The organism is Streptococcus canis, from assembly GCF_900636575.1.
In the GTDB taxonomy this organism is placed as follows: domain Bacteria; phylum Bacillota; class Bacilli; order Lactobacillales; family Streptococcaceae; genus Streptococcus; species Streptococcus canis.
Window position 1 is genome coordinate 1,510,382 of the sequence record NZ_LR134293.1, and the last position, 21,227, is coordinate 1,531,608.

22 protein-coding genes and 2 pseudogenes are annotated in these 21,227 nt (G+C 38.5%); 15 read left to right on the forward strand and 9 right to left on the reverse strand.

What is annotated here, in order from left to right; genetic code table 11:
* The first annotated feature begins 101 nt into the window (after positions 1-101).
* From murB to EL097_RS07705, 7 genes and pseudogenes are all read left to right on the forward strand, one after another.
* Complete coding sequence (murB, locus tag EL097_RS07675; protein WP_003048640.1) at positions 102-989, forward strand: UDP-N-acetylmuramate dehydrogenase; 888 nt, start codon at positions 102-104, stop codon at positions 987-989.
* 45 nt (positions 990-1,034) lie between these two features.
* Positions 1,035-2,189, forward strand: a complete 1,155-nt coding sequence (locus EL097_RS07680; protein ID WP_099982939.1) for an ABC transporter ATP-binding protein — start codon at positions 1,035-1,037, stop codon at positions 2,187-2,189.
* Positions 2,173-2,967, forward strand: coding sequence for an ABC transporter permease (locus tag EL097_RS07685; protein ID WP_003048634.1), 795 nt, complete (start codon positions 2,173-2,175; stop codon positions 2,965-2,967). Before EL097_RS07680 ends, EL097_RS07685 begins: the two co-directional genes overlap by 17 nt.
* Positions 2,964-3,740: an ABC transporter permease gene (locus EL097_RS07690; RefSeq protein WP_003048632.1), complete on the forward strand. Its 777-nt coding sequence runs from the start codon at positions 2,964-2,966 to the stop codon at positions 3,738-3,740. Before EL097_RS07685 ends, EL097_RS07690 begins: the two co-directional genes overlap by 4 nt.
* Positions 3,733-4,806 carry an ABC transporter substrate-binding protein gene (locus tag EL097_RS07695; protein WP_003048630.1) on the forward strand — a complete coding sequence of 358 codons (1,074 nt, stop codon included), beginning with the start codon at positions 3,733-3,735 and terminating at the stop codon, positions 4,804-4,806. Before EL097_RS07690 ends, EL097_RS07695 begins: the two co-directional genes overlap by 8 nt.
* A 90-nt stretch (positions 4,807-4,896) precedes the next feature.
* Positions 4,897-5,184: pseudogene (locus tag EL097_RS11135) on the forward strand (NAD(P)-dependent malic enzyme); the annotation flags it as partial.
* 161 nt (positions 5,185-5,345) lie between these two features.
* Positions 5,346-6,878: a ClC family H(+)/Cl(-) exchange transporter gene (locus tag EL097_RS07705; protein ID WP_003048626.1), complete on the forward strand. Its 1,533-nt coding sequence runs from the start codon at positions 5,346-5,348 to the stop codon at positions 6,876-6,878.
* A gap of 69 nt (positions 6,879-6,947) precedes the next feature.
* On the opposite strand, the pseudogene EL097_RS07710 reads toward EL097_RS07705, so the two are convergent.
* A pseudogene (locus EL097_RS07710) lies at positions 6,948-7,882 on the reverse strand (helix-turn-helix domain-containing protein).
* A 401-nt stretch (positions 7,883-8,283) separates the two neighbouring features.
* Here EL097_RS07710 and EL097_RS07715 point away from each other — a divergent pair.
* The 3 genes from EL097_RS07715 (at position 8,284) to radC (ending at position 10,971) form a co-directional block, all read left to right on the forward strand.
* Complete coding sequence (locus EL097_RS07715) at positions 8,284-8,898, forward strand: SGNH/GDSL hydrolase family protein (RefSeq protein WP_003048618.1); 615 nt, start codon at positions 8,284-8,286, stop codon at positions 8,896-8,898.
* A 219-nt stretch (positions 8,899-9,117) separates the two neighbouring features.
* A complete protein-coding gene (locus EL097_RS07720) occupies positions 9,118-10,245 on the forward strand; it encodes an AI-2E family transporter (RefSeq protein ID WP_003048616.1) in 1,128 nt (375 codons plus the stop codon).
* 45 nt (positions 10,246-10,290) lie between these two features.
* Positions 10,291-10,971, forward strand: coding sequence for a RadC family protein (gene radC / locus EL097_RS07725; RefSeq protein ID WP_003048613.1), 681 nt, complete (start codon positions 10,291-10,293; stop codon positions 10,969-10,971).
* 6 nt (positions 10,972-10,977) lie between these two features.
* Here the strand turns inward: radC and EL097_RS07730 are convergent, their stop codons facing one another.
* From EL097_RS07730 to EL097_RS07760, 7 genes are all read right to left on the reverse strand, one after another.
* Positions 10,978-11,673, reverse strand: a complete 696-nt coding sequence (locus EL097_RS07730) for a gamma-glutamyl-gamma-aminobutyrate hydrolase family protein (protein ID WP_003048611.1) — start codon at positions 11,671-11,673, stop codon at positions 10,978-10,980.
* 9 nt (positions 11,674-11,682) lie between these two features.
* Entirely contained in the window at positions 11,683-12,327 is a 645-nt protein-coding gene (locus tag EL097_RS07735; RefSeq protein WP_003048609.1) for a redox-sensing transcriptional repressor Rex, read from the reverse strand.
* Positions 12,328-12,509: 182 nt separating this feature from the next.
* Positions 12,510-12,722 (reverse strand): DUF4649 family protein, encoded by a 213-nt coding sequence (locus EL097_RS07740; RefSeq protein ID WP_003048607.1) that lies wholly within the window; start codon positions 12,720-12,722, stop codon positions 12,510-12,512.
* 69 nt (positions 12,723-12,791) lie between these two features.
* Entirely contained in the window at positions 12,792-13,139 is a 348-nt protein-coding gene (locus tag EL097_RS07745) for a DUF1831 domain-containing protein (RefSeq protein WP_003048605.1), read from the reverse strand.
* Positions 13,129-14,256, reverse strand: coding sequence for a cysteine desulfurase family protein (locus EL097_RS07750; protein WP_003048604.1), 1,128 nt, complete (start codon positions 14,254-14,256; stop codon positions 13,129-13,131). Before EL097_RS07750 ends, EL097_RS07745 begins: the two co-directional genes overlap by 11 nt.
* Positions 14,253-15,233, reverse strand: coding sequence for a ribose-phosphate diphosphokinase (locus EL097_RS07755; protein ID WP_003048602.1), 981 nt, complete (start codon positions 15,231-15,233; stop codon positions 14,253-14,255). Before EL097_RS07755 ends, EL097_RS07750 begins: the two co-directional genes overlap by 4 nt.
* A gap of 137 nt (positions 15,234-15,370) precedes the next feature.
* Positions 15,371-15,946: a CYTH domain-containing protein gene (locus tag EL097_RS07760; RefSeq protein WP_003048600.1), complete on the reverse strand. Its 576-nt coding sequence runs from the start codon at positions 15,944-15,946 to the stop codon at positions 15,371-15,373.
* A 93-nt stretch (positions 15,947-16,039) separates the two neighbouring features.
* Here EL097_RS07760 and EL097_RS07765 point away from each other — a divergent pair, with 93 nt between their 5' ends.
* The 5 genes from EL097_RS07765 to EL097_RS07785 all read left to right on the forward strand — a co-directional run bounded on the left by EL097_RS07765 (position 16,040) and on the right by EL097_RS07785 (position 20,302).
* Positions 16,040-16,711: a GTP pyrophosphokinase gene (locus EL097_RS07765; protein ID WP_003048598.1), complete on the forward strand. Its 672-nt coding sequence runs from the start codon at positions 16,040-16,042 to the stop codon at positions 16,709-16,711.
* Positions 16,686-17,522 (forward strand): NAD kinase, encoded by an 837-nt coding sequence (locus tag EL097_RS07770; RefSeq protein WP_039994855.1) that lies wholly within the window; start codon positions 16,686-16,688, stop codon positions 17,520-17,522. The genes EL097_RS07765 and EL097_RS07770 overlap by 26 nt, the downstream gene beginning before the upstream one ends.
* Positions 17,519-18,427, forward strand: a complete 909-nt coding sequence (locus EL097_RS07775; protein WP_003048594.1) for an RluA family pseudouridine synthase — start codon at positions 17,519-17,521, stop codon at positions 18,425-18,427. The genes EL097_RS07770 and EL097_RS07775 overlap by 4 nt, the downstream gene beginning before the upstream one ends.
* On the forward strand, positions 18,427-19,416 hold the full coding sequence (gene pta, locus EL097_RS07780; protein ID WP_003048592.1) for a phosphate acetyltransferase: 990 nt from the start codon (positions 18,427-18,429) through the stop codon (positions 19,414-19,416). The genes EL097_RS07775 and pta overlap by 1 nt, the downstream gene beginning before the upstream one ends.
* Before the next feature lie 130 nt (positions 19,417-19,546).
* Positions 19,547-20,302, forward strand: coding sequence for an SDR family NAD(P)-dependent oxidoreductase (locus EL097_RS07785; RefSeq protein ID WP_003048590.1), 756 nt, complete (start codon positions 19,547-19,549; stop codon positions 20,300-20,302).
* 147 nt (positions 20,303-20,449) lie between these two features.
* On the opposite strand, the gene EL097_RS07790 is transcribed toward EL097_RS07785, so the two are convergent.
* A complete protein-coding gene (locus EL097_RS07790; protein WP_003048589.1) occupies positions 20,450-21,139 on the reverse strand; it encodes a hypothetical protein in 690 nt (229 codons plus the stop codon).
* Positions 21,140-21,227 lie beyond the last annotated feature (88 nt).

Here is a 21,227-nt window from a genome sequence, read left to right on the forward strand (position 1 = left end):
GCCAAAATCATCGTTATTTTTGTCAAAATTTGATATAATAATATCGGCTCTTTGCCGATTTTTTTACGCGTATAAGAAGTGATAAAAGAAAGAAGATAACTATGGTAACTGAACTTCATGGGATTGATATTCGAGAAAATGAACTCCTAAAACATTACACCTACACTAAGGTAGGTGGCCCAGCAGATTTCTTGGCTTTTCCTAGAAATCATTACGAGCTATCACGCATCGTTGCTTATGCCAACAAAGAAAATATGCCTTGGCTTGTTTTGGGAAATGCCAGCAATCTCATTGTGCGAGATGGTGGTATTCGTGGCTTTGTCATCATGTTTGATAAGTTAAATGCAGTACGCTTAAATGGTTATACCTTAGAAGCCGAAGCTGGTGCCAATCTGATTGAAACAACGAAGATTGCCAAATTCCATAGTTTAACAGGGTTTGAATTTGCATGTGGCATTCCTGGAAGCATTGGGGGTGCTGTTTTTATGAATGCTGGTGCTTATGGTGGGGAAATATCACATATTTTCTTATCAGCTAAGGTACTTACCCCAAGTGGAGAAATCAAAACCATTTCAGCTAGGGATATGGCTTTTGGTTACCGTCACTCTGCCATTCAAGAAACAGGTGACATTGTCATTTCTGCTAAGTTTGCCCTTAAACCGGGTAATTATGATACGATCAGCCAAGAAATGAATCGGTTAAATCACCTTCGTCAACTAAAACAACCTTTGGAATTCCCATCTTGTGGATCTGTGTTTAAGCGCCCGCCAGGCTATTTTGCCGGTCAATTAATCATGGAAGCTAATCTTAAGGGGCACCGAATTGGTGGCGTGGAAGTTTCCGAAAAACATGCTGGTTTTATGATTAATGTGGCTGATGGCACTGCACAGGACTATGAAGATCTGATTGCTCATGTCATTGAGACTGTTGAAAACCATTCTGGTGTTAGGCTTGAGCCAGAAGTGCGTATTATTGGAGAAAGCCTGTAACATTTATTAAGGATTAAAGAAAGTACCGTGGAGGATTTATGACAATTGACTAAGCCAATCATCACATTTAACAATGTTTCAAAAACATTTGAGGACAGTGGAACACAAGTCCTAAAGAACATTAATTTTGACCTTGAAGAAGGAAAATTTTACACCTTACTTGGTGCCTCTGGTTCTGGCAAATCAACCATCCTAAATATCATGGCTGGACTTTTGGATGCTACCAGTGGGGATATTTACTTGGATGGCGAACGTATTAATGATTTACCGATTAATAAACGTGATATTCATACCGTTTTCCAGAATTATGCCCTTTTCCCTCATATGACTGTTTTTGAGAACGTTGCCTTTGCTTTGAAGCTGAAAAAAGTGGACAAGAAAGAGATTGCTAAGCGCGTGAAAGAAACCTTGAAAATGGTTCAGTTGGAAGGTTACGAAAATCGTTCCATTCAAAAATTATCCGGTGGTCAACGTCAACGTGTGGCTATTGCGCGTGCGATTATCAATCAACCTCGTGTGGTCTTGCTTGACGAGCCGCTTTCAGCTCTTGATTTAAAACTCAGAACGGAAATGCAATATGAATTGCGGGAATTGCAACAACGTTTGGGGATTACCTTCGTTTTTGTGACTCACGATCAAGAAGAAGCATTAGCCATGAGTGATTGGATTTTTGTCATGAACGAAGGGGAAATTGTTCAATCAGGGACACCGGTGGATATTTACGATGAGCCAATTAACCATTTTGTTGCTAATTTTATTGGAGAATCCAATATTATCAATGGTACCATGATTGAAGACTATCTTGTTTCCTTCAATGGTAAAACGTTTGAATCAGTTGACGGTGGGATGCGTCCTAACGAGCCTGTTGAGGTAGTCATTCGACCTGAGGACCTCCAAATCACCTTGCCTGAAGAAGGAAAACTTCAAGTTAAGGTCGATACCCAATTATTCCGTGGGGTTCACTACGAAATTATTGCCTATGATGAATTAGGTAATGAATGGATGATTCATTCTACCCGCAAAGCTATCGAGGGAGAAGTCATTGGTTTAGACTTTACGCCTGAAGATATTCATATCATGCGTCTTAATGAAACCGAAGAAGAATTTGATGCCCGTATTGAAGAATACGTGGAAATGGAAGAGCCTGAAGATGGATTGATTAACGCCATTGAGGAGGAGCGTAATGAAGAAAACCTCTAGTCTTTTTTCGATTCCTTATTTTCTATGGATCCTCTTCTTTGTTGTGGCACCAGTTACCCTCCTATTTTACAAGTCCTTTTTTGACATTGAGGGGCATGTGACGCTTGCTAACTATGAAACCTTTTTTAGTTCTTGGACTTATTTGAGAATGAGTGTCAATTCCATTTTATACGCTGGTATTATCACACTAGTCACTCTCTTGATTTCTTATCCGACGGCTCTCTTTTTAACCCGTCTAAAGCACAAGCAGTTGTGGCTTATGCTCATTATTTTGCCAACTTGGGTGAATTTATTGCTAAAGGCCTATGCTTTTATGGGAATTTTTGGTCAACAAGGTGGAATTAACAGCTTTTTAACCTTTATGGGCATTGGCCCACAGCAAATTCTTTTCACGGATTTCTCCTTTATTTTTGTAGCCTCTTACATCGAGCTGCCTTTTATGATTTTACCAATTTTCAACGCTTTGGATGATATTGATCATAATGTTATCAATGCTAGTCGTGACCTAGGAGCCAATGAATTTCAGGCCTTCTCAAAAGTTATTTTTCCCCTTTCTTTAAATGGGGTTAGGGCAGGTGTTCAGTCGGTCTTTATCCCAAGTTTAAGTCTCTTTATGTTAACCCGTTTGATTGGTGGAAACCGCGTTATTACACTTGGTACAGCCATTGAACAACATTTTTTAACAACCCAAAACTGGGGCATGGGGTCAACCATTGGTGTTGTCTTGATCTTGACTATGGTTGCTATTATGTGGCTCACAAAGGAGAAAAGTAAATGAAAAAATTTGCCAATCTTTATTTAGCGAGTGTCTTTGCTTTACTCTATATTCCTATTTTTTATCTGATTTTCTATTCCTTCAACAAAGGTGGGGATATGAATGGTTTTACAGGATTTACCCTTGAGCATTACCAAACCATGTTTGAGGATAATCGTCTCATGACGATCTTACTGCAGACTTTTGTTCTTGCTTTTAGTAGTGCTCTACTAGCAACCCTTATTGGAACCTTTGGTGCTATCTTTATCCATCACATCAAAGGAAAATACCAAAATGCAATGCTATCAGTCAATAATGTCTTGATGGTATCACCAGATGTCATGATTGGAGCTTCCTTTTTGATTCTTTTCACCTCGTTGAAGTTTCAGCTGGGCATGTCTTCAGTTTTATTAAGTCATGTTGCCTTTTCGATTCCTATTGTGGTGTTGATGGTCTTACCGCGCTTGAAAGAGATGAATCAAGACATGGTCAATGCCGCTTATGATTTGGGTGCCAATTATTTTCAAATGCTCAAAGAAGTGATGCTACCATACTTAACACCAGGGATTATTGCGGGTTATTTCATGGCCTTTACCTATTCTTTGGATGATTTTGCAGTGACTTTCTTTTTGACAGGAAATGGTTTTACTACCCTATCTGTTGAGATTTATTCACGGGCGCGTCAAGGTATTTCCTTGGATATTAATGCCCTATCAACCATTGTTTTCTTTTTCTCTATCCTTTTAGTGATTGGTTATTATTATATTTCACAGGAGAAGGAGGAGAAACATGCGTAAACTTTATTCATTTCTAGCTGGTATTTTGGGTATTATCGTCATTTTGACCAGTGTGTCTTTTATCTTACAGAAAAAATCAGGAACTGGTCATCAAGCAGAAAAATTAGTCATTTACAACTGGGGGGATTACATTGACCCAGCTCTGCTCAAAAAATTCACCAAAGAAACGGGCATTGAAGTACAGTATGAGACTTTCGATTCCAACGAAGCCATGTATACCAAAATTAAACAGGGTGGAACCACTTATGATATTGCTGTTCCTAGTGATTACACCATTGATAAGATGATCAAGGAAGATCTCCTTATCAAACTGGATAAATCAAAATTGGTAGGTATGGATAATATTGGTAACGAATTTTTAGGGAAAAGCTTTGATCCGCACAATGATTATTCTCTGCCTTATTTCTGGGGAACTGTTGGTATCGTTTATAATGACCAGTTAGTAGACAAGGCTCCTTTGCATTGGGAAGACTTGTGGCGCCCAGAATACAAAAATAGTATTATGCTGATTGATGGGGCCCGTGAAATGCTAGGGGTTGGTTTAACAACCTTTGGTTATAGTGTGAATTCTAAAAATCTAGGGCAGTTGCAGGCAGCTGAGAGAAAACTGCAGCAGTTGACTCCTAATGTTAAAGCTATTGTAGCAGATGAGATGAAAGGCTACATGATTCAAGGTGATGCTGCCATTGGGATTACCTTTTCTGGTGAAGCTAGTGAGATGCTAGATAGCAATGAACATCTTCACTACATCGTGCCTTCAGAAGGGTCTAACCTTTGGTTTGATAATTTGGTGCTGCCAAAAACCATGAAACACGAAAAAGAAGCTTATGCCTTCTTGAATTTCATCAACCGCCCTGAGAATGCTGCGCAAAATGCTGAATATATTGGCTATGCGACACCCAACAAAAAGGCTAAGGCCTTGCTTCCAGAGGAGATAAAAAATGACCCTGCTTTTTATCCGACAGATGATATTGTCAAAAAATTGGAAGTCTATGACAACTTAGGGTCAAGATGGCTGGGGATTTATAATGATTTGTATCTCCAATTTAAAATGTATCGCAAATAAGTACTCAAAAAGGCTGGTATTTCTAGCCTTTTTAATGTATTGAAAGACGGCATCACCAGTACACGCGATAGGGACGATCAACCTTAGTTTTACTCTGATGAAGTCCTTGAAGCTGGCAGCTATATTGTTGGTGCAGAGAGCAGTGATTTCCCAAGCCAAATTAATGATGTTCATGCCTTCTCAGGTATGTTTAGGGAAGCGTTGGATTCACGGGCAAAAATCATTACTGTTGAGATGCTAATTGCTACCGCAAAAGGTATTGCCAGTCTTGTTCCAGATGACGCCTTGAGCACCGCTAATATTTATTTTAGATGCCTTCCAAAAAGAGTTCTTGACATTGTTGCTAAAAGCGTCAGCTCTGCAGTGACTGAAGCTTAACTAAAACCTTCCTCTAATCCTTTTAAGTAAGAGGCTGGGACAAACAGCCTCTTTGTGTGCTTACAGTCTCTTTAGCAGATTAGCCTCGGAAAAAGCACTGGCAACTTAAGCCTGTCTTTGATACAATGATACTAGTGCATTTAAAAGAAAGAGAGGAAAAGATGGAAAATCACAAAAATGAATTTACCTTTTCAAACAAATCTATCATTGCCTATGTTTGGCGTGGGATTATTGTTGGGATAATTGCTGGGGTTGTGGTCAGCCTATTTCGGTTAATGATTGAGTTGATGACAGAAGCTGTGATTGAGCGTTATCGTTTGGCTCACCAAAACTTATTCATGTTGCTTCCTATAATTGGTATCAGCTTGTTGGCTGTTATTTTTGTCGGCTTTTTGGTCAAATCTGATCCTGATATTAAAGGATCTGGTATTCCCCATGTTGAAGGAGAGCTTAAAGGACTTATGTCACCTAATTGGTGGAGTACCCTCTGGAAAAAATTTCTTGGGGGAACCTTAGCCATTTCTATGGGCTTTATGCTCGGTCGTGAAGGTCCATCCATCCAACTTGGGGCAATGTCAGCTAAAGGTTTGGCTAAGTTAATCAAGTCTAGCCGTTTGGAAAAACGAGTTCTGATTGCTAGTGGTGCAGCAGCAGGCTTATCAGCAGCCTTTAACGCTCCAATTGCCGGTTTATTATTTGTTGTAGAGGAGATTTACCATCATTTTTCTCGCTTGATTTGGATTACGGCATTAGTTGCTAGTTTGGTTGCTAATTTTATTTCTCTCAATATTTTTGGTCTCAAACCAGTGCTTGCCATGCCAAAAGCCATGCCTTTTTTGGGGCTCAATCAATATTGGTTATTGTTATTCCTAGGACTTTTTCTCGGTTGTCTAGGGTATTTATATGAAGTGGTGATTCTTGACTTCCACAAGCTTTACGCTTTTTTAGGGAAATGGCTGCGCTTACCAGCTCATTTTTATGGAATGATTATGGTGGCTATCATTTTACCAATTGGTTATTACCTTCCTCAATTATTAGGGGGTGGCCACGGTTTAATTATTGCCTTATCTCACCAGCAGTTACCTTTGTTAACCCTTCTTTTTTATTTTCTAGTTCGCTTTATCGTTAGCATGTTTAGTTATGGTAGTGGCTTGCCAGGAGGTATTTTCTTACCAATTCTCACACTTGGTGCTTTAGCAGGCCTACTGTTTGGACAAACAGCCCTACAACTAGGTTTATTAGATCAGCACTTTCTACCTCTTTTCTTGGTTTTGGGAATGGCTGGTTATTTTGCAGCTATTTCCAAAGCACCCTTAACAGGCATGATCTTGGTGACTGAAATGGTAGGAGATTTGAAACCACTGATGGCTATAGCCGTAGTGACCTTTATTTCCTATCTCGTGATGGATTTATTGAATGGGCAACCGATTTATGAGGCTATGCTAGAAAGAATGGCCATTAAACACCCAACAAATTTAGTAGAACCTACCCTGATTGAATTAACAGTCGGAGACAAGATTGCAGGTAAGTATGTCAGAGAGTTAAAACTACCTGACAATGTCTTAATCACTACACAAATTCACAACAAAAAATCGCAAGTAGTGTCAGGCAACACGCGCCTGTTGTCAGGAGCCACTATCTTTTTAGTTGTTAATGAAGCCGACACAGGATTTGTCCGTGACGTATTGATGTAAGGTGATAACAAGTAAAAGCAGAGTGAGGAAATCTCACTCTGCTTTTACTATAAATGGTTCCTATACGGATTAAAAACTGTCCCTAATCACTGAATTCATTTGGACGTTTAAGGCATAGGAATGGCTATCTTTAGTATATTGTTTTCGGTAATTGCTTGGTCTTGTGGCGTAATGTTGCTTGAATTGACGATTAAAATTGGAAAGGTTGCTAAAACCAATATCGTTAGCAATTGCGACGATGGGTTTAGTAGAATTGACTAAAAAGTCACAAGCCTTTTGGAGTCTTACCTGAATAATAAATTCGGTACAGGAACTTCCAGTGTGTTGTTTGAAGATGGTCATGAAATGCGTTTTACTGTAACCAATTAAATCAGCTAACAAGTCGATGGTTAATGACTGGTGGTAATTATTTTTGATATAACTGATTAGGTTACGGACCTTTTCATTTTTACGATAAAAGTCGTCAGCAATTTTACGCACGACATACCGATGGTGATAGAGGAGGTATAAAAATTTATGTAGCTTTGCTTTTAACAATAAGTCAAAAGGCCTTTCCTCTTCCTTAGATAAACTAAAAATGGTAAATAAACACTCCTTAAGAGCATCATAACCAGGCATATCAGACTTAATGCGAGGGATAAAGGCATAAGTATTATTTTGTAAGGGTTGCAAATACTTGAGGTTAACTTGGTCGCTATCAGAAGAGCCAAGCATATCTAGATGGAATTGAAAGGTACCAATGACATGCGTTTCGCGGTTAATCGGATAAATGGAGTGCATGCCGTTGGGGTTGACAAGAATAATATCACCAGCTTGACTGTTAAAAAAATCATAATCAATATGGTAACGAGCAGTTCCTTCGTAGACGTAAGTAATCTCTAATTCAGGGTGCCAATGAAAAAAATACCAGGCCTACCATCATTGACGACTGTCTTAAAATAACGATAGGGGAGTGACTGTTTTTTGGCATCATTCCCTAGGCGTGGCTGTAACTTATTTATCATGTTTTCTCTCCCCTAAAAACAATAGTCAGATTATAGTATTATATCAAAAAAGCCATATCTTTTCTTAGAATATGCTTAAAAAGAGCATCTTTTTCGAGGATAAAAGTAGAGAGAAGCCATAAAAATATCAAAAATATTTCTCTCATTATGGAGGAAATAAAGTGTGTATAGAATGAAAAATGCGCTTAAAAGTTAAGGCATGAGGTCACCTCTTTATCAGATGATAGTATTAGCTTTTTTGGGGGTAAAGTGCAAGTTGGCTTTTCTCTTTCTCCTCATACTATTGGCAATAGTGGATGGGGTAATATTTTAAGAGATTTGTTATCTCCTTATTTTGAAACCACTTTGATGAATACTAGTGGCCTTTTTGTTATACTAGAAACAAAGATAAGGAGTTTGACATGCTAGAGATTGTTTCAGAAGAGTTGCGTTGTTATCAGGAAAAAAAATTGGCAGATTACCGTGACCAAAATAAGGTCACTAAGAGAGGAGGCATTGTTTTTGCAGGAGATTCCCTCGTTGAATTTTTTCCTTTGAAAAAAGCTTTTGGTGTCGAGTTACCCTTAGTCAATCGAGGCATTGCAGGGATTGATAGTCAATGGTTATTAACTCATTGCGAGGACCAAATCACTGATTTAGAGCCGGAAAAAGTTTTTTTATTGATTGGCTGTAATGACATTGGGCTAGGCTATGACGAGAATCATATTGTCAAAACGATCGTTGAACTCATCAATCACATTCGTAGCCATTCCATTTATAGTCAGATTTATCTTTTGTCTTTGCTACCGGTTTCTCAGAATCCAGATTATCAGGCTACCGTCAAAGTTAGAACCAATGCGGTCATTAATACCATTAATCAAGAATTGTCTATGATTCCTGCCATTGAGTTCATTGACGTTAATGCTTGCCTCAAAGATTCGGAAGGGGGCTTATCAGATGAGAATACCCTAGATGGCTTACACCTTAATTTCCAAGCTTATGACAAAATAGCGCAAGTGATTAAGGATTATTTATAGGTAAAACCATAAGTATGGAACAAGGCCAGATGACAGAATCGCTGAGCGTTATTGAAACGTTATGAAGAGACCAGATAAAATGAGGAAAAGCTATTTTAGAATGGTTTTTTACTTGGCTGCTTAAATGTTTTGTGTGACTAATCAGTTTATTTCTCTCCTCAGACATTGTTATATCGCTCTCCTTAGTTTTAGTGTATAATAGAAAAAGAAGGAGTTACCATGAAATTTGAAAAAAAACAAGTCCTCTATATAGGCTTTGCTTTTGTCCTTTGTTATGCTATTTTGGCTAATTGGGAAAACGGAACTGCAATTGTAATAACTGTTTATAAAACAAGTCTCCCCTTTCTTTACGGAGCTGCTGGAGCCTATATTGTTAATATCGTCATGAGTGCATACGAAAAAGCCTATATGTACGCTTTTAGGGAATCTCCCCTTGTTTTGAAAGCCAAGAGGGGTCTGTGTATGCTGTTAGCTTATTTGACCTTTTTTATTTTAATCACTTGGATTATTTCAATTGTGATTCCAGATTTAATTGCTAGTATCAGTACCCTGACAAAATTTGACACGACAACCATTAAAGAAGTGATTAATAATCTGGAGCATAATAAATTATTGGCGCGTGCCATTAAATATATCGGTGGTGATGCCAAGCTAACGGAAACTATTACCGGTTATAGTCAGCAACTGTTAAAACAATTTATTGGAGTTTTGACCAATATTTTAACGTCTGTAACCATTATTGCCTCTGCCATTATTAATCTCTTTATCAGTTTTGTTTTTTCTTTGTATGTTCTGGCCAACAAAGAAGACCTCTGTCGTCAAGGTAATACCTTGGTTGATACCTATACAGGGAAATACGCTCAGCATATTCACTATGTAGTGGAATTATTACATCATCGCTTTCATGGTTTCTTCGTTAGCCAGACCCTAGAAGCTATGATTTTAGGCACCTTAACAGCTATTGGCATGTTCGTCTTGCAGTTACCCTTTGCGGGAACGATTGGAGTCTTAGTGGCCTTTACCGCATTGATTCCAGTTGTAGGGGCTTCGATTGGTGCAGCTATTGGCTTTATTTTAATCATGACGCAATCTATGTCCCAAGCCATCGTTTTTATTGTCTTTTTAATCATTTTACAACAGATTGAAGGGAACTTTATTTACCCAAGAGTAGTAGGAGGATCAATTGGCCTACCAGCTATGTGGGTATTGATGGCAATTACGATAGGTGCCTCTTTGCGAGGTATCGTTGGGATGATTGTCGCTGTTCCATTGGCAGCTACTCTTTATCAGGTGGTTAAGGATCATATTCAGAAAAAACAAGCCATTCAAAAAAAACAGGTTTCTTAACAGGAAACTTGTTTTTTTATCGAATAAATAGATGGAGGTAATAAGATGTATTCCATCAAATGTGACGATATTAAGCTAATGCCTAGAGAAAGACTGATGCGAATGGGAGCTGAAGCCCTCAGCAATCAAGAATTATTGGCTATTTTATTGAGAACAGGCAATAAAGACAAGCATGTTTTAGAGCTATCTTCTCATCTTTTAACGCATTTAGACAGCTTAGCAGACTTCAAGAAAATGTCTTTGCAAGAATTACAAAGTTTAGCAGGCATTGGAAAGGTTAAGGCTATTGAGATTAAGGCCATGCTTGAATTAGCAGCGCGGATTCAGGCGACAGATCAAACCTTGACAGATAGGGTTCTGTCAAGTGTTCAAGTTGCCGAAAAAATGATGGTCGCCTTAGGGGATAAAAAGCAGGAGCACTTGGTTGTTTTATATTTAGATAGTCAAAATCGGGTGATTGAGGAAAAGACGATTTTTATTGGGACTGTCAGGCGGTCAATCGCAGAGCCTAGAGAAATTTTATATTATGCGTGTAAAAATATGGCGACCAGTCTGATAGTTGTTCACAACCATCCGTCCGGAAGTATCGAACCTAGCCCGAACGATTATGGGTTTACCAAAAAAATAAAACGATCATGTGAAGACTTGGGCATTGTTTGCCTAGATCACATCATCGTTAGTTATCAAGCGTATTATAGTTTTCGAGAAAGGTCAGATCTCTTTTAATGTAATCTAGAAATCATTGACAAATAAATCAAAAAGTCGTAAATCTTCTTGCCGAAACCCCTGAAGTAATTCAGGGTGCCATTGGACACCAAGAAAAGGAATAGCAGGATTAGTTGACACGACAGCTTCGATAGTCCCATCGCGCGGGTCTCTAGCAATAACGTTTAAATCATCTGCTACTTTTTTCAAGCTTTGGTGATGAAAGGAATTGATTAAGGTTTTTCCTCCATAAATAGGATATAAGATGGAATCTTTTTCCACCACCATTTCGTGGGACAGAAAATCAGAAGGTGCATCCTGCCAATGTGAGTCAATGTTCTGATTTAAGGAACCACCTAAGGCAACGTTCATTAATTGGGTCCCACGGCAGATTCCTAAAATTGGTTTTTTCTGTGCTATAGCTTCTTTAATGATGGCTAGTTCAAAAAGATCACGTTCGGGAGAAAAGTCGTCATCAAAGGCCGCTTTTTCTTCTTGATAATATTTAGGATCTACATTTTGTCCCCCAATCAAGATAATCTTATCAACCATGGAAACATAAGTTTTAGCGGAGGATTCATCACCAATTGGTAAAATAAGAGGTAGTCCACCCGAATCAGTGACGGCTTGAACAAAACCAGTAGGAGCATACGACCAAGGCAGGTTATCCAAGGCAATGTTTAATCGTTGATTAGCAGTTATCCCTATAATTGGTTTGGGCATCATATCTCCTTAGTTAGGGTGATTTTGATTCATAAAATAGAGCAAGGTTTGCAATTCGCTGGTCAAATCGACAGATTGAACAATCACACCTTTTGGAACTTGCAGATGGACAGGAGCGAAACTCAAAATTCCCTTAATGCCAGCTTCAATCAGTTGCTCAGAAACTTCTTGAGCATAGATACTTGGAACGGTTAAGATGGCTGTTTCAATATCAGTATTGGCAAGACGTTCTTTGATAGTTGAAATACCGTAGATAGGAATACCATCGGTTGTTTTAGTGCCAACAAGAGCATTGTCGTTAGTGTCGAATCCCATAGTGATTTGCATTTTATTACGATCATGGAAGCGGTAATGCAATAAGGCACGACCAATATTACCACAACCGACTAAAATAACATTGGTAGTGGAATGATCATTAAGCAAGTCAGCAAAAAAATTCATTAACTTGGTAACATCATAACCAAAGCCGCGTCGTCCCAATTCTCCAAAATAAGAGAAGTCGCGACGTACAGTTGCAGAATCAATTCCCATCGCATCTGCAATTTGTTTAGAGCTAGCTTTTTCAACTTGGTCAGCGTAGAAACGTTTAAAAATACGGTAATAGAGTGATAAGCGTTTTGCGGTCGCTTTTGGAATAGATTTATCAATAACCACTGTTTTAACTCCTTATAGAATTATCTTTACATTTATCTCTTTCTATTGTAACAGAAGGATTGTGAAAAATGCAACTTTTTGATTAATAATTTGAAGACAGAGTATCTTAGTAGTAGTGAAAAGGGCAATCTGCGTATTTGCTAACGAAAAAAGCCAAGAAGACGATTCTTAGCTCTGCTGGTTTAATGAAGTCCATGATTTTCAAGGAAAAAGTAGAGATCTCCAAAAGAACCGGTGTAATCAAGTTGGTTACCATTTACAACAACCTTGGTTACAGGAAAATAATCTGCAATAGCAATTTGACAAGCAAACTGGGCTTGTTTGTAGTCGTCATAACTGGCATAGGAAACTTGTTTTTCTTGTTTGCTATTGGTTAAGTAGGTAATATCAATCATTGTTTCTTTACCTCCCTTTCTTGATACCATCATTATAGTACAGGGAATCAAGAAATACAATTGATTGGCTTAGTTTTCTGTCTTCGTGAAAATGTCTCGTTCCACTAGGCTATCCATGAGGAAATAAAACTTATCTTGAAGAATTTTATTATCCTCTGTTTTGAAAATATTAACCAATCTTAGTCCAGACTGGTCAGTAATGGCTAATTTAAAACCATTAAGCTCTTTGTTTATGGTAATTTTTAAAGGAAAACCTTCTCCTGAATTAGGAACCTTTTCTAACAAGCGTGTTAATTGATAATGACCAACTGTCGTTTGGGTAAAGGTGGTATCTCTTAAAGTATATTTTTTAACGTTTGGACTGATTTGGTAACGGTATTTACAGTCTTTTAAGCTAATTTCTTTTTCAAATGCCATCTGTATCTCCTAGAATTTTTCTTAAAGTTTGAGCTAACTGCGTAATCTCTTCAAGGGTGTTTTGATCTGACAAGCTAATGCGGATGGATTCTGCTAAGCGATGGGAATCCTTACCAAAATAAGCTGCGAGGACATGACTTGGTTCAACGGTTCCAGCTGTACAGGCAGAACCTGTTGAGACTGCGAACCCAGCTAAGTCAAGTTGGGTCAACAAAACCCCGTTTTGATAGCCTGGAAAGCCAATATTAAGCACATGTGGTAAATGGTTGGGACTTTGATTGATGTAATAAGTCAGTCCATCTAATTGACTTATTAAGTGTTCCCGTAAAGTGGTGATATGGTGGGTTAGTTGAGTTTGCTCAGTCATAGCATCATTTAGGGCCTGTGTCATGCCGACAATGCTTATCATGTTTTCTGTGCTAGCTCGACGTTTTTCTTCTTGGTCTCCACCGTGGAGCAAAGCATCCATTTGTAGCCCCTTACTATACAAGAAACCAACGCCCTTAGGGCCATGAAACTTGTGAGCAGAAGCAGATAAAAAGTCAATCCCAAGTTCGCTAGGAACAACCTTGAGTTTGCCAACAGCCTGAACGGCATCGACATGAAAAGCAGCTTGATGCTCTTTGAGCAGATTTCCAATGTCCTTAATAGGCAGCAGATCCCCTGTTTCGTTATTGGCATACATTATACTCACCAAAATGGTATCATCTCTCAAGGCTTTTTTTAAGTCAGCTAAATTAATTTGTCCATTTTGACAAGGCAAATAAGTGACTTCAAAACCAAATCGTTCTTGGAGATAGGCCATGGCATGAAGAACAGAATGATGCTCAATAGCAGTTGTAATGAGGTGTTTTCCCTTTTTCTGATTGGCTAAAGCATAACCTTTAATAGCAGTATTGTTGCTTTCTGTTCCACCGGAGGTAAAAATTATTTGGCGTTCACTAGCCCCAAAATGATTAGCGATAGCTTGTCGGCATTCTCTAAGTGTTTTACTAGCTTGACGACCATAAGAATGAATACTAGAAGGGTTACCAAAGTTATCTTGCATAGCTACTGTCATAGCCCTAATCACATTAGGACTAAGCGGGGTGGTGGCGGCGTTATCAAAGTAGGTCATGCGTTATTTTTGCCTTTAGATTGATAAGAGAAAAGTGGACTCAAGGGTCTTCTTTCATGGATACGAATAACAGCTTGAGCAATTAAGTCGCTGGCGCTAAGATAGGTCACATTTTCTGGCACACGATTTTTGGTTTTAACAGAATCTGTAACAATGATTTCTTTGATTGGAGCGGTTTCTAAAACATCAGCAGCTCCACCAGCAAATAAGCCATGACTAGCAACGGCATAGATAGCAGTAGCTCCTGCGCGTTCAAGAATTTTAGCAGCTTCTGCAAAGGTTTTTCCAGTATTTAAAATATCATCAATTACAATCGCTTTTTTACCAGCAACATCACCAATGACATAGCCTTCTTCACGTTCTGAATCATCTTGCGCATAGTCAATAATAGCGATTGGGGAATCCAAATATTCTGCTAAGCTTCTAGCACGTTTAATTCCAGAATTTTTAGGACTAACCACAACAGTATCAGCCCCCAATAATCCCAGTTGACTGTAATGTTCTGCAAATAGAGGAACTGTGAAAAGATTATCCACTGGAATATCAAAGAATCCTTGTACTTGAACCGCATGTAAATCAAGTGTTACCACGCGGTCAATTCCAGCTTTCGTTAACATATTGGCTACTAATTTGGCTGTAATAGGTTCACGTGATTTAGCCACGCGGTCTTGGCGTGAGTAACCAAAATAAGGCAAAACAACATTAACGGTGTTGGCACTAGCACGCTTACAGGCATCAATCATGATAAGTAACTCCCAAAGGTTATCATTGACAGGAAAACTAGTAGATTGAATGATGTAAATATCATCACCACGAACTGTTTCTTCAATGTTAATCATAATTTCCCCATCAGAAAATTGGCGTGATGATATTTTTCCGAGTGGAATACCAGATGCTTCCGAAATTTTCTCAGCAATTGGAAGATTTGATGTGAGTGAGAACAGTTTGATTTGCTTGTCAGCATATCGTTCAGTCATGATAGATTTAGCTCCTTAATTTCAATAGGTAGAATAAACGAGGAAAATAATTCCAAGTCTTATTCAAAGTGATTAATTGACGTTACTATTCTAACAAAAAAACAGAAAAATTTCAGTCTTTCTGTTGATTTTATCTATTATTTCTTGGTCTTTTTCAAGGTTTTGCTGAAACGTGCAACCTTACTTTTTGCATATTTGAAGGCAATTTGATGCTGGGTTAAAAAAAGATCAAAATCAATTTTTCCTTTTATAGGGTCAGTGACTTCTAGTTCTAATTCATAGTCTTTAGTATTAGCATATTGATTGTAGTCCAAAGCCATCTTACCGATAGGGGTCTCAGTTTCTCGGCGAATAGTTGTTAGGTTCCCAAAGGTTTTGAGTGCTGTTAAATCAATTCCGGTAGAAGCGATCACATCCAAGGCAGATGACTGAGGAAAATTGCCATATTTAATCATGTCTTTGGCTTGATCAAGGGCAAGGGGGACATTGTATTCACGGTTTCCAACCTTTTCGGGAACTTTTAAGGTTAATTCAGCACTATTTGAGAAGGTACGAATGCGTAGCGACATTTTATGGGCTTTTAAATCAAATTGTTCAGTATCGATATAATAATTGGTCTGGGTGATCGGAGTCACATGACTCATTTGTGAAAGAAGACGATTGTACTCATCTTTGGTTAACAAGGTTTTGTATTCGATTTCTAGGTTGGTCATGGGAAATTCCTTTTAAACTTAATTTGTGCTATAATAAATTGTTATTTCAATTTTATATTAATATCCTAGCTTTGACAAGAAAGGAGAAAACAGATGGTTTTAGATTGGGAAGAATTCTTAGACCCCTACATTCAAACAGTTGGTGAATTAAAAATTAAATTGCGCGGCATTCGCAAGCAATTTCGTAAGCAAAATCGTTATTCGCCTATTGAATTTGTAACGGGACGTGTCAAGTCTGTTGAAAGCATTAAAGAAAAAATGGCTCTACGTGGGGTTCTTGAAGAAAATATTGAACAAGATATTCAAGATATTGCAGGGCTTCGTATCATGGTGCAATTTGTAGATGATGTCGAAGAGGTTTTAGCTTTATTGCGTCAACGACAAGACATGACAATTGTCTATGAACGGGATTATATTCGCAATATGAAGTCTAGTGGTTACAGGTCTTATCATGTGGTGGTTGAGTACCCTGTTGACACCATTGAAGGTCAAAAAAAGGTCTTGGCTGAAATTCAAATTCGTACGTTGGCGATGAATTTTTGGGCAACCATTGAGCATTCTTTGAATTATAAATATGGTGGTGAATTTCCAGAAGAAATTAAAAAGCGTCTTGAAGTGACCGCTAAAATTGCCTTAGAATTAGATGAAGAAATGCGTAAGATTCGAGAAGATATTCGGGAGGCCCAATTATTATTTGACCCCGTAACACGAAATTTAAGTGATGGTGTAGGAAATAGTGATGACACAGATGAATTATACAGATAAGGTGAAGCGGGTTGCTCTTATTGCTAATGGTAAGTATCAAAGCAAACGTGTCGCTTCTAAACTTTTCTCCGTATTTAAGGACGATCCCGATTTTTACTTATCAAAGAAAAATCCAGATATTGTGATTTCCATCGGCGGAGATGGGATGCTTTTATCTGCCTTTCACATGTATGAAAAAGAATTAGATAGGGTACGTTTTGTAGGAATCCACACAGGTCATCTTGGTTTTTATACCGATTACCGAGATTTTGAAGTCGATAAATTGATTGACAATTTAAGAAAAGATAAGGGAGAGCAAATTTCTTATCCCATTTTAAAGGTTGCCATTAGTTTAGACGATGGTCGTGTGATTAAAGCGCGTGCTTTGAATGAGGCGACGGTTAAGCGCATTGAAAAAACGATGGTAGCAGATGTCATTATTAATCATGTTAAGTTTGAAAGTTTCCGAGGAGATGGTATTTCGGTATCAACCCCGACAGGAAGCACAGCCTACAACAAATCTTTAGGTGGGGCTGTCTTGCATCCTACGATTGAAGCCCTACAATTAACAGAAATTTCCAGTCTCAATAATCGTGTGTTTAGGACGCTCGGTTCCTCAGTGATTATCCCTAAAAAAGATAAGATTGAGTTAGTGCCAAAACGATTGGGCATTTATACTATTTCTATCGACAATAAAACCTATCACCTCCAAAATGTTACGAAGGTGGAATATTTTATTGATAACGAGAAGATTCATTTTGTGTCCTCACCGAGTCACACGAGTTTTTGGGAAAGAGTCAAAGATGCCTTTATTGGAGAGATTGACTCATGAGATTTGAATTTGTAGCAGATGAACAAACAAAGGTAAAAACCCTTTTAAAAAGTCATGATGTTTCTAAGGGACTATTGGCTAAAATCAAATATAAAGGGGGCAATATTTTAGTGAATGGTATTGAACAAAATACCATTTATTTATTGCAAGTAGGAGATGTTGTTACCATTGATATTCCCAACGAAGAGCCCTTTGAGAAACTTGAAGCCATTCCTTTTGATTTGGATATTGTTCACGAGGATGATCATTTTCTGGTGATTAATAAACCTGTTGGATTTGCCAGCATTCCGAGTGCCATCCATTCTAATACCATTGCTAACTTTATCAAGGCATATTATGTAGAAAATCATTACCCAGACCAGCAAGTGCATATTGTGACCCGTTTAGATAGGGATACGAGTGGATTGATGCTTTTCGCTAAGCATGGCTATGCTCATGCGAGGTTAGATAAGCAGTTACAAACTCGGTCAATCGAGAAACGTTACTTTGCTCTGGTTTCTGGTAATGGGACTTTGCCAGATGAAGGAGATATTATTGCTCCAATTGGTCGTTCCAAGGATAGTATTATTACTAGAGCAGTTGACCCTATGGGAAAATATGCCAAGACTAGCTACAAGGTTGTGGCACGGTATCCAGAAAATGTGCATTTAGTGGACATAAAATTGCATACAGGACGTACCCATCAAATCAGGGTCCATTTTGCCCATCTCGGTTTTCCACTTTTAGGAGATGACTTATACGGCGGTCGTTTAGATTTGGGAATCACGAGGCAGGCCTTACATTGTCATTACTTGAATTTTAAAGATCCATTTACAGAGAATGTTTGTAGTCATGCAATAGACTTGACAGATGACTTTGATAGCGTTATCATAGGTTTACAAAAAAAGATAGAGGATAATAAATAATGAGTATTCGTAATTTATTCGGTGGTTTAAGAGAAAAGATTCTTGGAAAAAACATGAAGATTGTTTTTCCAGAAGGTAATGACGAGCGCGTCGTCCGTGCAGCTGCTCGTTTGAAATTTGAAGGGCTCTTAGAACCGGTTATTCTTGGACAGTCAGAAGAGGTTCGTAACCTTTTGACAAAATTAGGCTTTGCTGATCAAGACTACACCATCATTAATCCAAATGAATATGCGGATTTTGACAAAATGAAAGAAGCTTTTGTTGACATTCGTAAAGGGAAAGCAACGCTTGAAGATGCTGATAAAATGCTTCGCGATGTTAACTACTTTGGTGTTATGTTAGTGAAAATGGGCTTGGCAGACGGGATGGTATCAGGTGCTATTCATTCAACAGCCGACACTGTTCGTCCAGCACTTCAAATCATTAAAACCAAACCAGGTATTTCTAGAACCTCTGGTGTTTTCTTGATGAATCGTGAAAATACGAGCGAACGTTATATCTTTGCCGACTGTGCTATCAACATTGATCCAACTGCACAGGAATTGGCTGAGATTGCCATTAATACGGCTGAAACGGCTAAAATTTTTGATATTGATCCTAAAATTGCCATGTTAAGCTTCTCAACAAAAGGCTCTGGTAAAGCGCCGCAAGTTGATAAAGTAAGAGAAGCAGCAGAAATTGCTAAAGGTTTGAATCCTGATTTGGCACTTGATGGTGAATTGCAGTTTGACGCAGCTTTTGTTCCTGAAACGGCAGCTATCAAAGCACCAGATTCAGCTGTTGCGGGCCAAGCCAATACTTTTATCTTCCCAGACTTACAATCTGGAAACATCGGCTACAAAATCGCCCAACGATTAGGCATGTTTGGTGCCACTGGTCCAATCTTACAAGGTTTGAACAAGCCTGTTAATGATTTATCTCGCGGATCAAGCGCTGAAGATATTTATAAATTGGCTATCATTACAGCAGCGCAAGCTGTTGAAGGTTAAAAAATACGCCGCTTAATGTAATGTGTTTTTAATGATTAAGTGATGTGTTGGGAATTTATTCTAAGTCTAATTGACAATACAAAAACGAGTTGGCCAGCCCATCTCGTTTTTTTGAAGGTGAGGAAGAGATATGGCAAAAATTGCATTGGTTACAGGTGCCTCCGCAGGGTTCGGCAAGGCTATTGCTGAACAGCTGATTGCTGATGGTATCAAGGTTATAGGGGCAGCACGTCGTCTTGACAAACTCAAGGCCATGGAAACTTGTTTGGGTACAGAAAACTTTTATTCCTTGCAGATGGATGTTTCAGATACCAAAGCTATTGATAAGGCTTTGGCAAGTTTACCAAGTCAGTGGCAAGACATTTCTATTTTAGTGAATAATGCAGGTCTAGCTTTGGGACTTGACAAGGCTCATGAGGCAGATTTTGCGAATTGGATGACCATGATTAATACCAATATAGTTGGTTTGATTTATCTCACCCGTCAATTATTACCAAATATGGTCTCCAAAGATGATGGGATTATTATTAATTTAGGGTCGACAGCAGGAACCATTCCTTATCCAGGCGCTAATATTTATGGGGCTAGCAAAGCTTTTGTCAAACAATTCTCCCTCAATTTGCGAGCAGATTTAGCTGGTAGTCATATTCGGGTAACAAATATCGAACCAGGTTTGTGCGAAGGAACAGAATTTTCATCCGTTCGCTTTGATGGTGATGAAGAACGGGTTAAAGCTATTTATAAAGGTGCCCATGCCATCCAGCCTAGGGATATTGCCAACACTGTGACTTGGGTTATCCATCAGCCTACGCATGTGAATATTAACCGTATTGAAATGATGCCTGTTTCGCAGACTTACGGGCCACAACCTGTCAGCCGTGATTAACGTACTACGAAAAAGGTAGCAACTCGTTTTGGGGCCTGCTCCCTTTTTTAGTGATGGATTTGATGACAAGTCGTCTCTTAGAAAAAGATGAGGTATTCTTTAGAAATGCCTTTGGTCAAAACAATTTGAGACAGTTGTGATTAAGATTTAGTTGTCTGAAATAGAAGGGCCAGAGGTGACATCAGACCAGCCAACAATAGCCTGCCCGGTTTCTTCTAGGTATTGACTAAGGAGCGGCTTAATATCTTGAATCGTGTCAAAAATACCAAGAATTTGCCCTTGTGCATTTTTGAGTGCTTGATAATGTTGCATGTAGATATGATCTAAGGAGCCGGATGGCAATAGAAAGGATATGCTAGTATCCCCTGATGAAGTAAGATCAGCCATAATCCAAGGCTCAATTTGTTTGTCAGTATTTTGGAAAAAACTACCATTAAAGGCATGGTTATTTACTAAAATGTCGCCATTTTTGTCGGCCACTCTCGCTTGCAAGGGCAAGTAGTGTAAAAATTGACCATCAAATTTCTGGTAAAATTTAGTTAGGTATTGCGTCACTGCCAAGATATCAGTGGCTCGATCAAATAGGTTTTCGTCAATCAGAAATCCCAGCCCAAGATTAGACGTTTTAAAATAAAGAGTGGGCAAGTCAAAATCATGTTCATAGAAACTGAAAATTGCTTGGAAGTCTGATAACTGACTGGACGTGATAGCGTCTTTGTCACCAATCATGGTCAGGTCAAAAAGATGAGAAAAATACTCAGCCAGACCTTTTATGAACTTATCTTCTAGGGAATTGTTTGGATTTAAAAGTACTAAAGTAGGAATAGCATTTATCATAACTGTATCATAGTCATATTTAAGCTAAAAAACAATTAATTTGTTTGATTAATATAGGATAGTCGTTATTTTTCCTGTTAAATAAAAA

Bases quoted from the DNA above. Each gene is read 5' to 3' on its own strand.
- EL097_RS07760 (WP_003048600.1), bottom strand. From the start codon at position 15,946: ATGACCAACCTAGAAATCGAATACAAAACCTTGTTAACCAAAGATGAG.
- EL097_RS07785 (WP_003048590.1), top strand. From the start codon at position 19,547: ATGGCAAAAATTGCATTGGTTACAGGTGCCTCCGCAGGGTTCGGCAAG.
- EL097_RS07750 (WP_003048604.1), bottom strand. From the start codon at position 14,256: ATGACCTACTTTGATAACGCCGCCACCACCCCGCTTAGTCCTAATGTG.
- murB (WP_003048640.1), top strand. From the start codon at position 102: ATGGTAACTGAACTTCATGGGATTGATATTCGAGAAAATGAACTCCTA.
- EL097_RS07695 (WP_003048630.1), top strand. From the start codon at position 3,733: ATGCGTAAACTTTATTCATTTCTAGCTGGTATTTTGGGTATTATCGTC.
- EL097_RS07740 (WP_003048607.1), bottom strand. From the start codon at position 12,722: ATGATTGATATTACCTACTTAACCAATAGCAAACAAGAAAAACAAGTT.
- radC (WP_003048613.1), top strand. From the start codon at position 10,291: ATGTATTCCATCAAATGTGACGATATTAAGCTAATGCCTAGAGAAAGA.
- EL097_RS07770 (WP_039994855.1), top strand. From the start codon at position 16,686: ATGACACAGATGAATTATACAGATAAGGTGAAGCGGGTTGCTCTTATT.
- EL097_RS07755 (WP_003048602.1), bottom strand. From the start codon at position 15,233: ATGACTGAACGATATGCTGACAAGCAAATCAAACTGTTCTCACTCACA.
- pta (WP_003048592.1), top strand. From the start codon at position 18,427: ATGAGTATTCGTAATTTATTCGGTGGTTTAAGAGAAAAGATTCTTGGA.
- EL097_RS07775 (WP_003048594.1), top strand. From the start codon at position 17,519: ATGAGATTTGAATTTGTAGCAGATGAACAAACAAAGGTAAAAACCCTT.
- EL097_RS07745 (WP_003048605.1), bottom strand. From the start codon at position 13,139: ATGGCATTTGAAAAAGAAATTAGCTTAAAAGACTGTAAATACCGTTAC.
- EL097_RS07685 (WP_003048634.1), top strand. From the start codon at position 2,173: ATGAAGAAAACCTCTAGTCTTTTTTCGATTCCTTATTTTCTATGGATC.
- EL097_RS07690 (WP_003048632.1), top strand. From the start codon at position 2,964: ATGAAAAAATTTGCCAATCTTTATTTAGCGAGTGTCTTTGCTTTACTC.
- EL097_RS07715 (WP_003048618.1), top strand. From the start codon at position 8,284: ATGCTAGAGATTGTTTCAGAAGAGTTGCGTTGTTATCAGGAAAAAAAA.
- EL097_RS07790 (WP_003048589.1), bottom strand. From the start codon at position 21,139: ATGATAAATGCTATTCCTACTTTAGTACTTTTAAATCCAAACAATTCC.
- EL097_RS07720 (WP_003048616.1), top strand. From the start codon at position 9,118: ATGAAATTTGAAAAAAAACAAGTCCTCTATATAGGCTTTGCTTTTGTC.
- EL097_RS07765 (WP_003048598.1), top strand. From the start codon at position 16,040: ATGGTTTTAGATTGGGAAGAATTCTTAGACCCCTACATTCAAACAGTT.
- EL097_RS07730 (WP_003048611.1), bottom strand. From the start codon at position 11,673: ATGCCCAAACCAATTATAGGGATAACTGCTAATCAACGATTAAACATT.
- EL097_RS07705 (WP_003048626.1), top strand. From the start codon at position 5,346: ATGGAAAATCACAAAAATGAATTTACCTTTTCAAACAAATCTATCATT.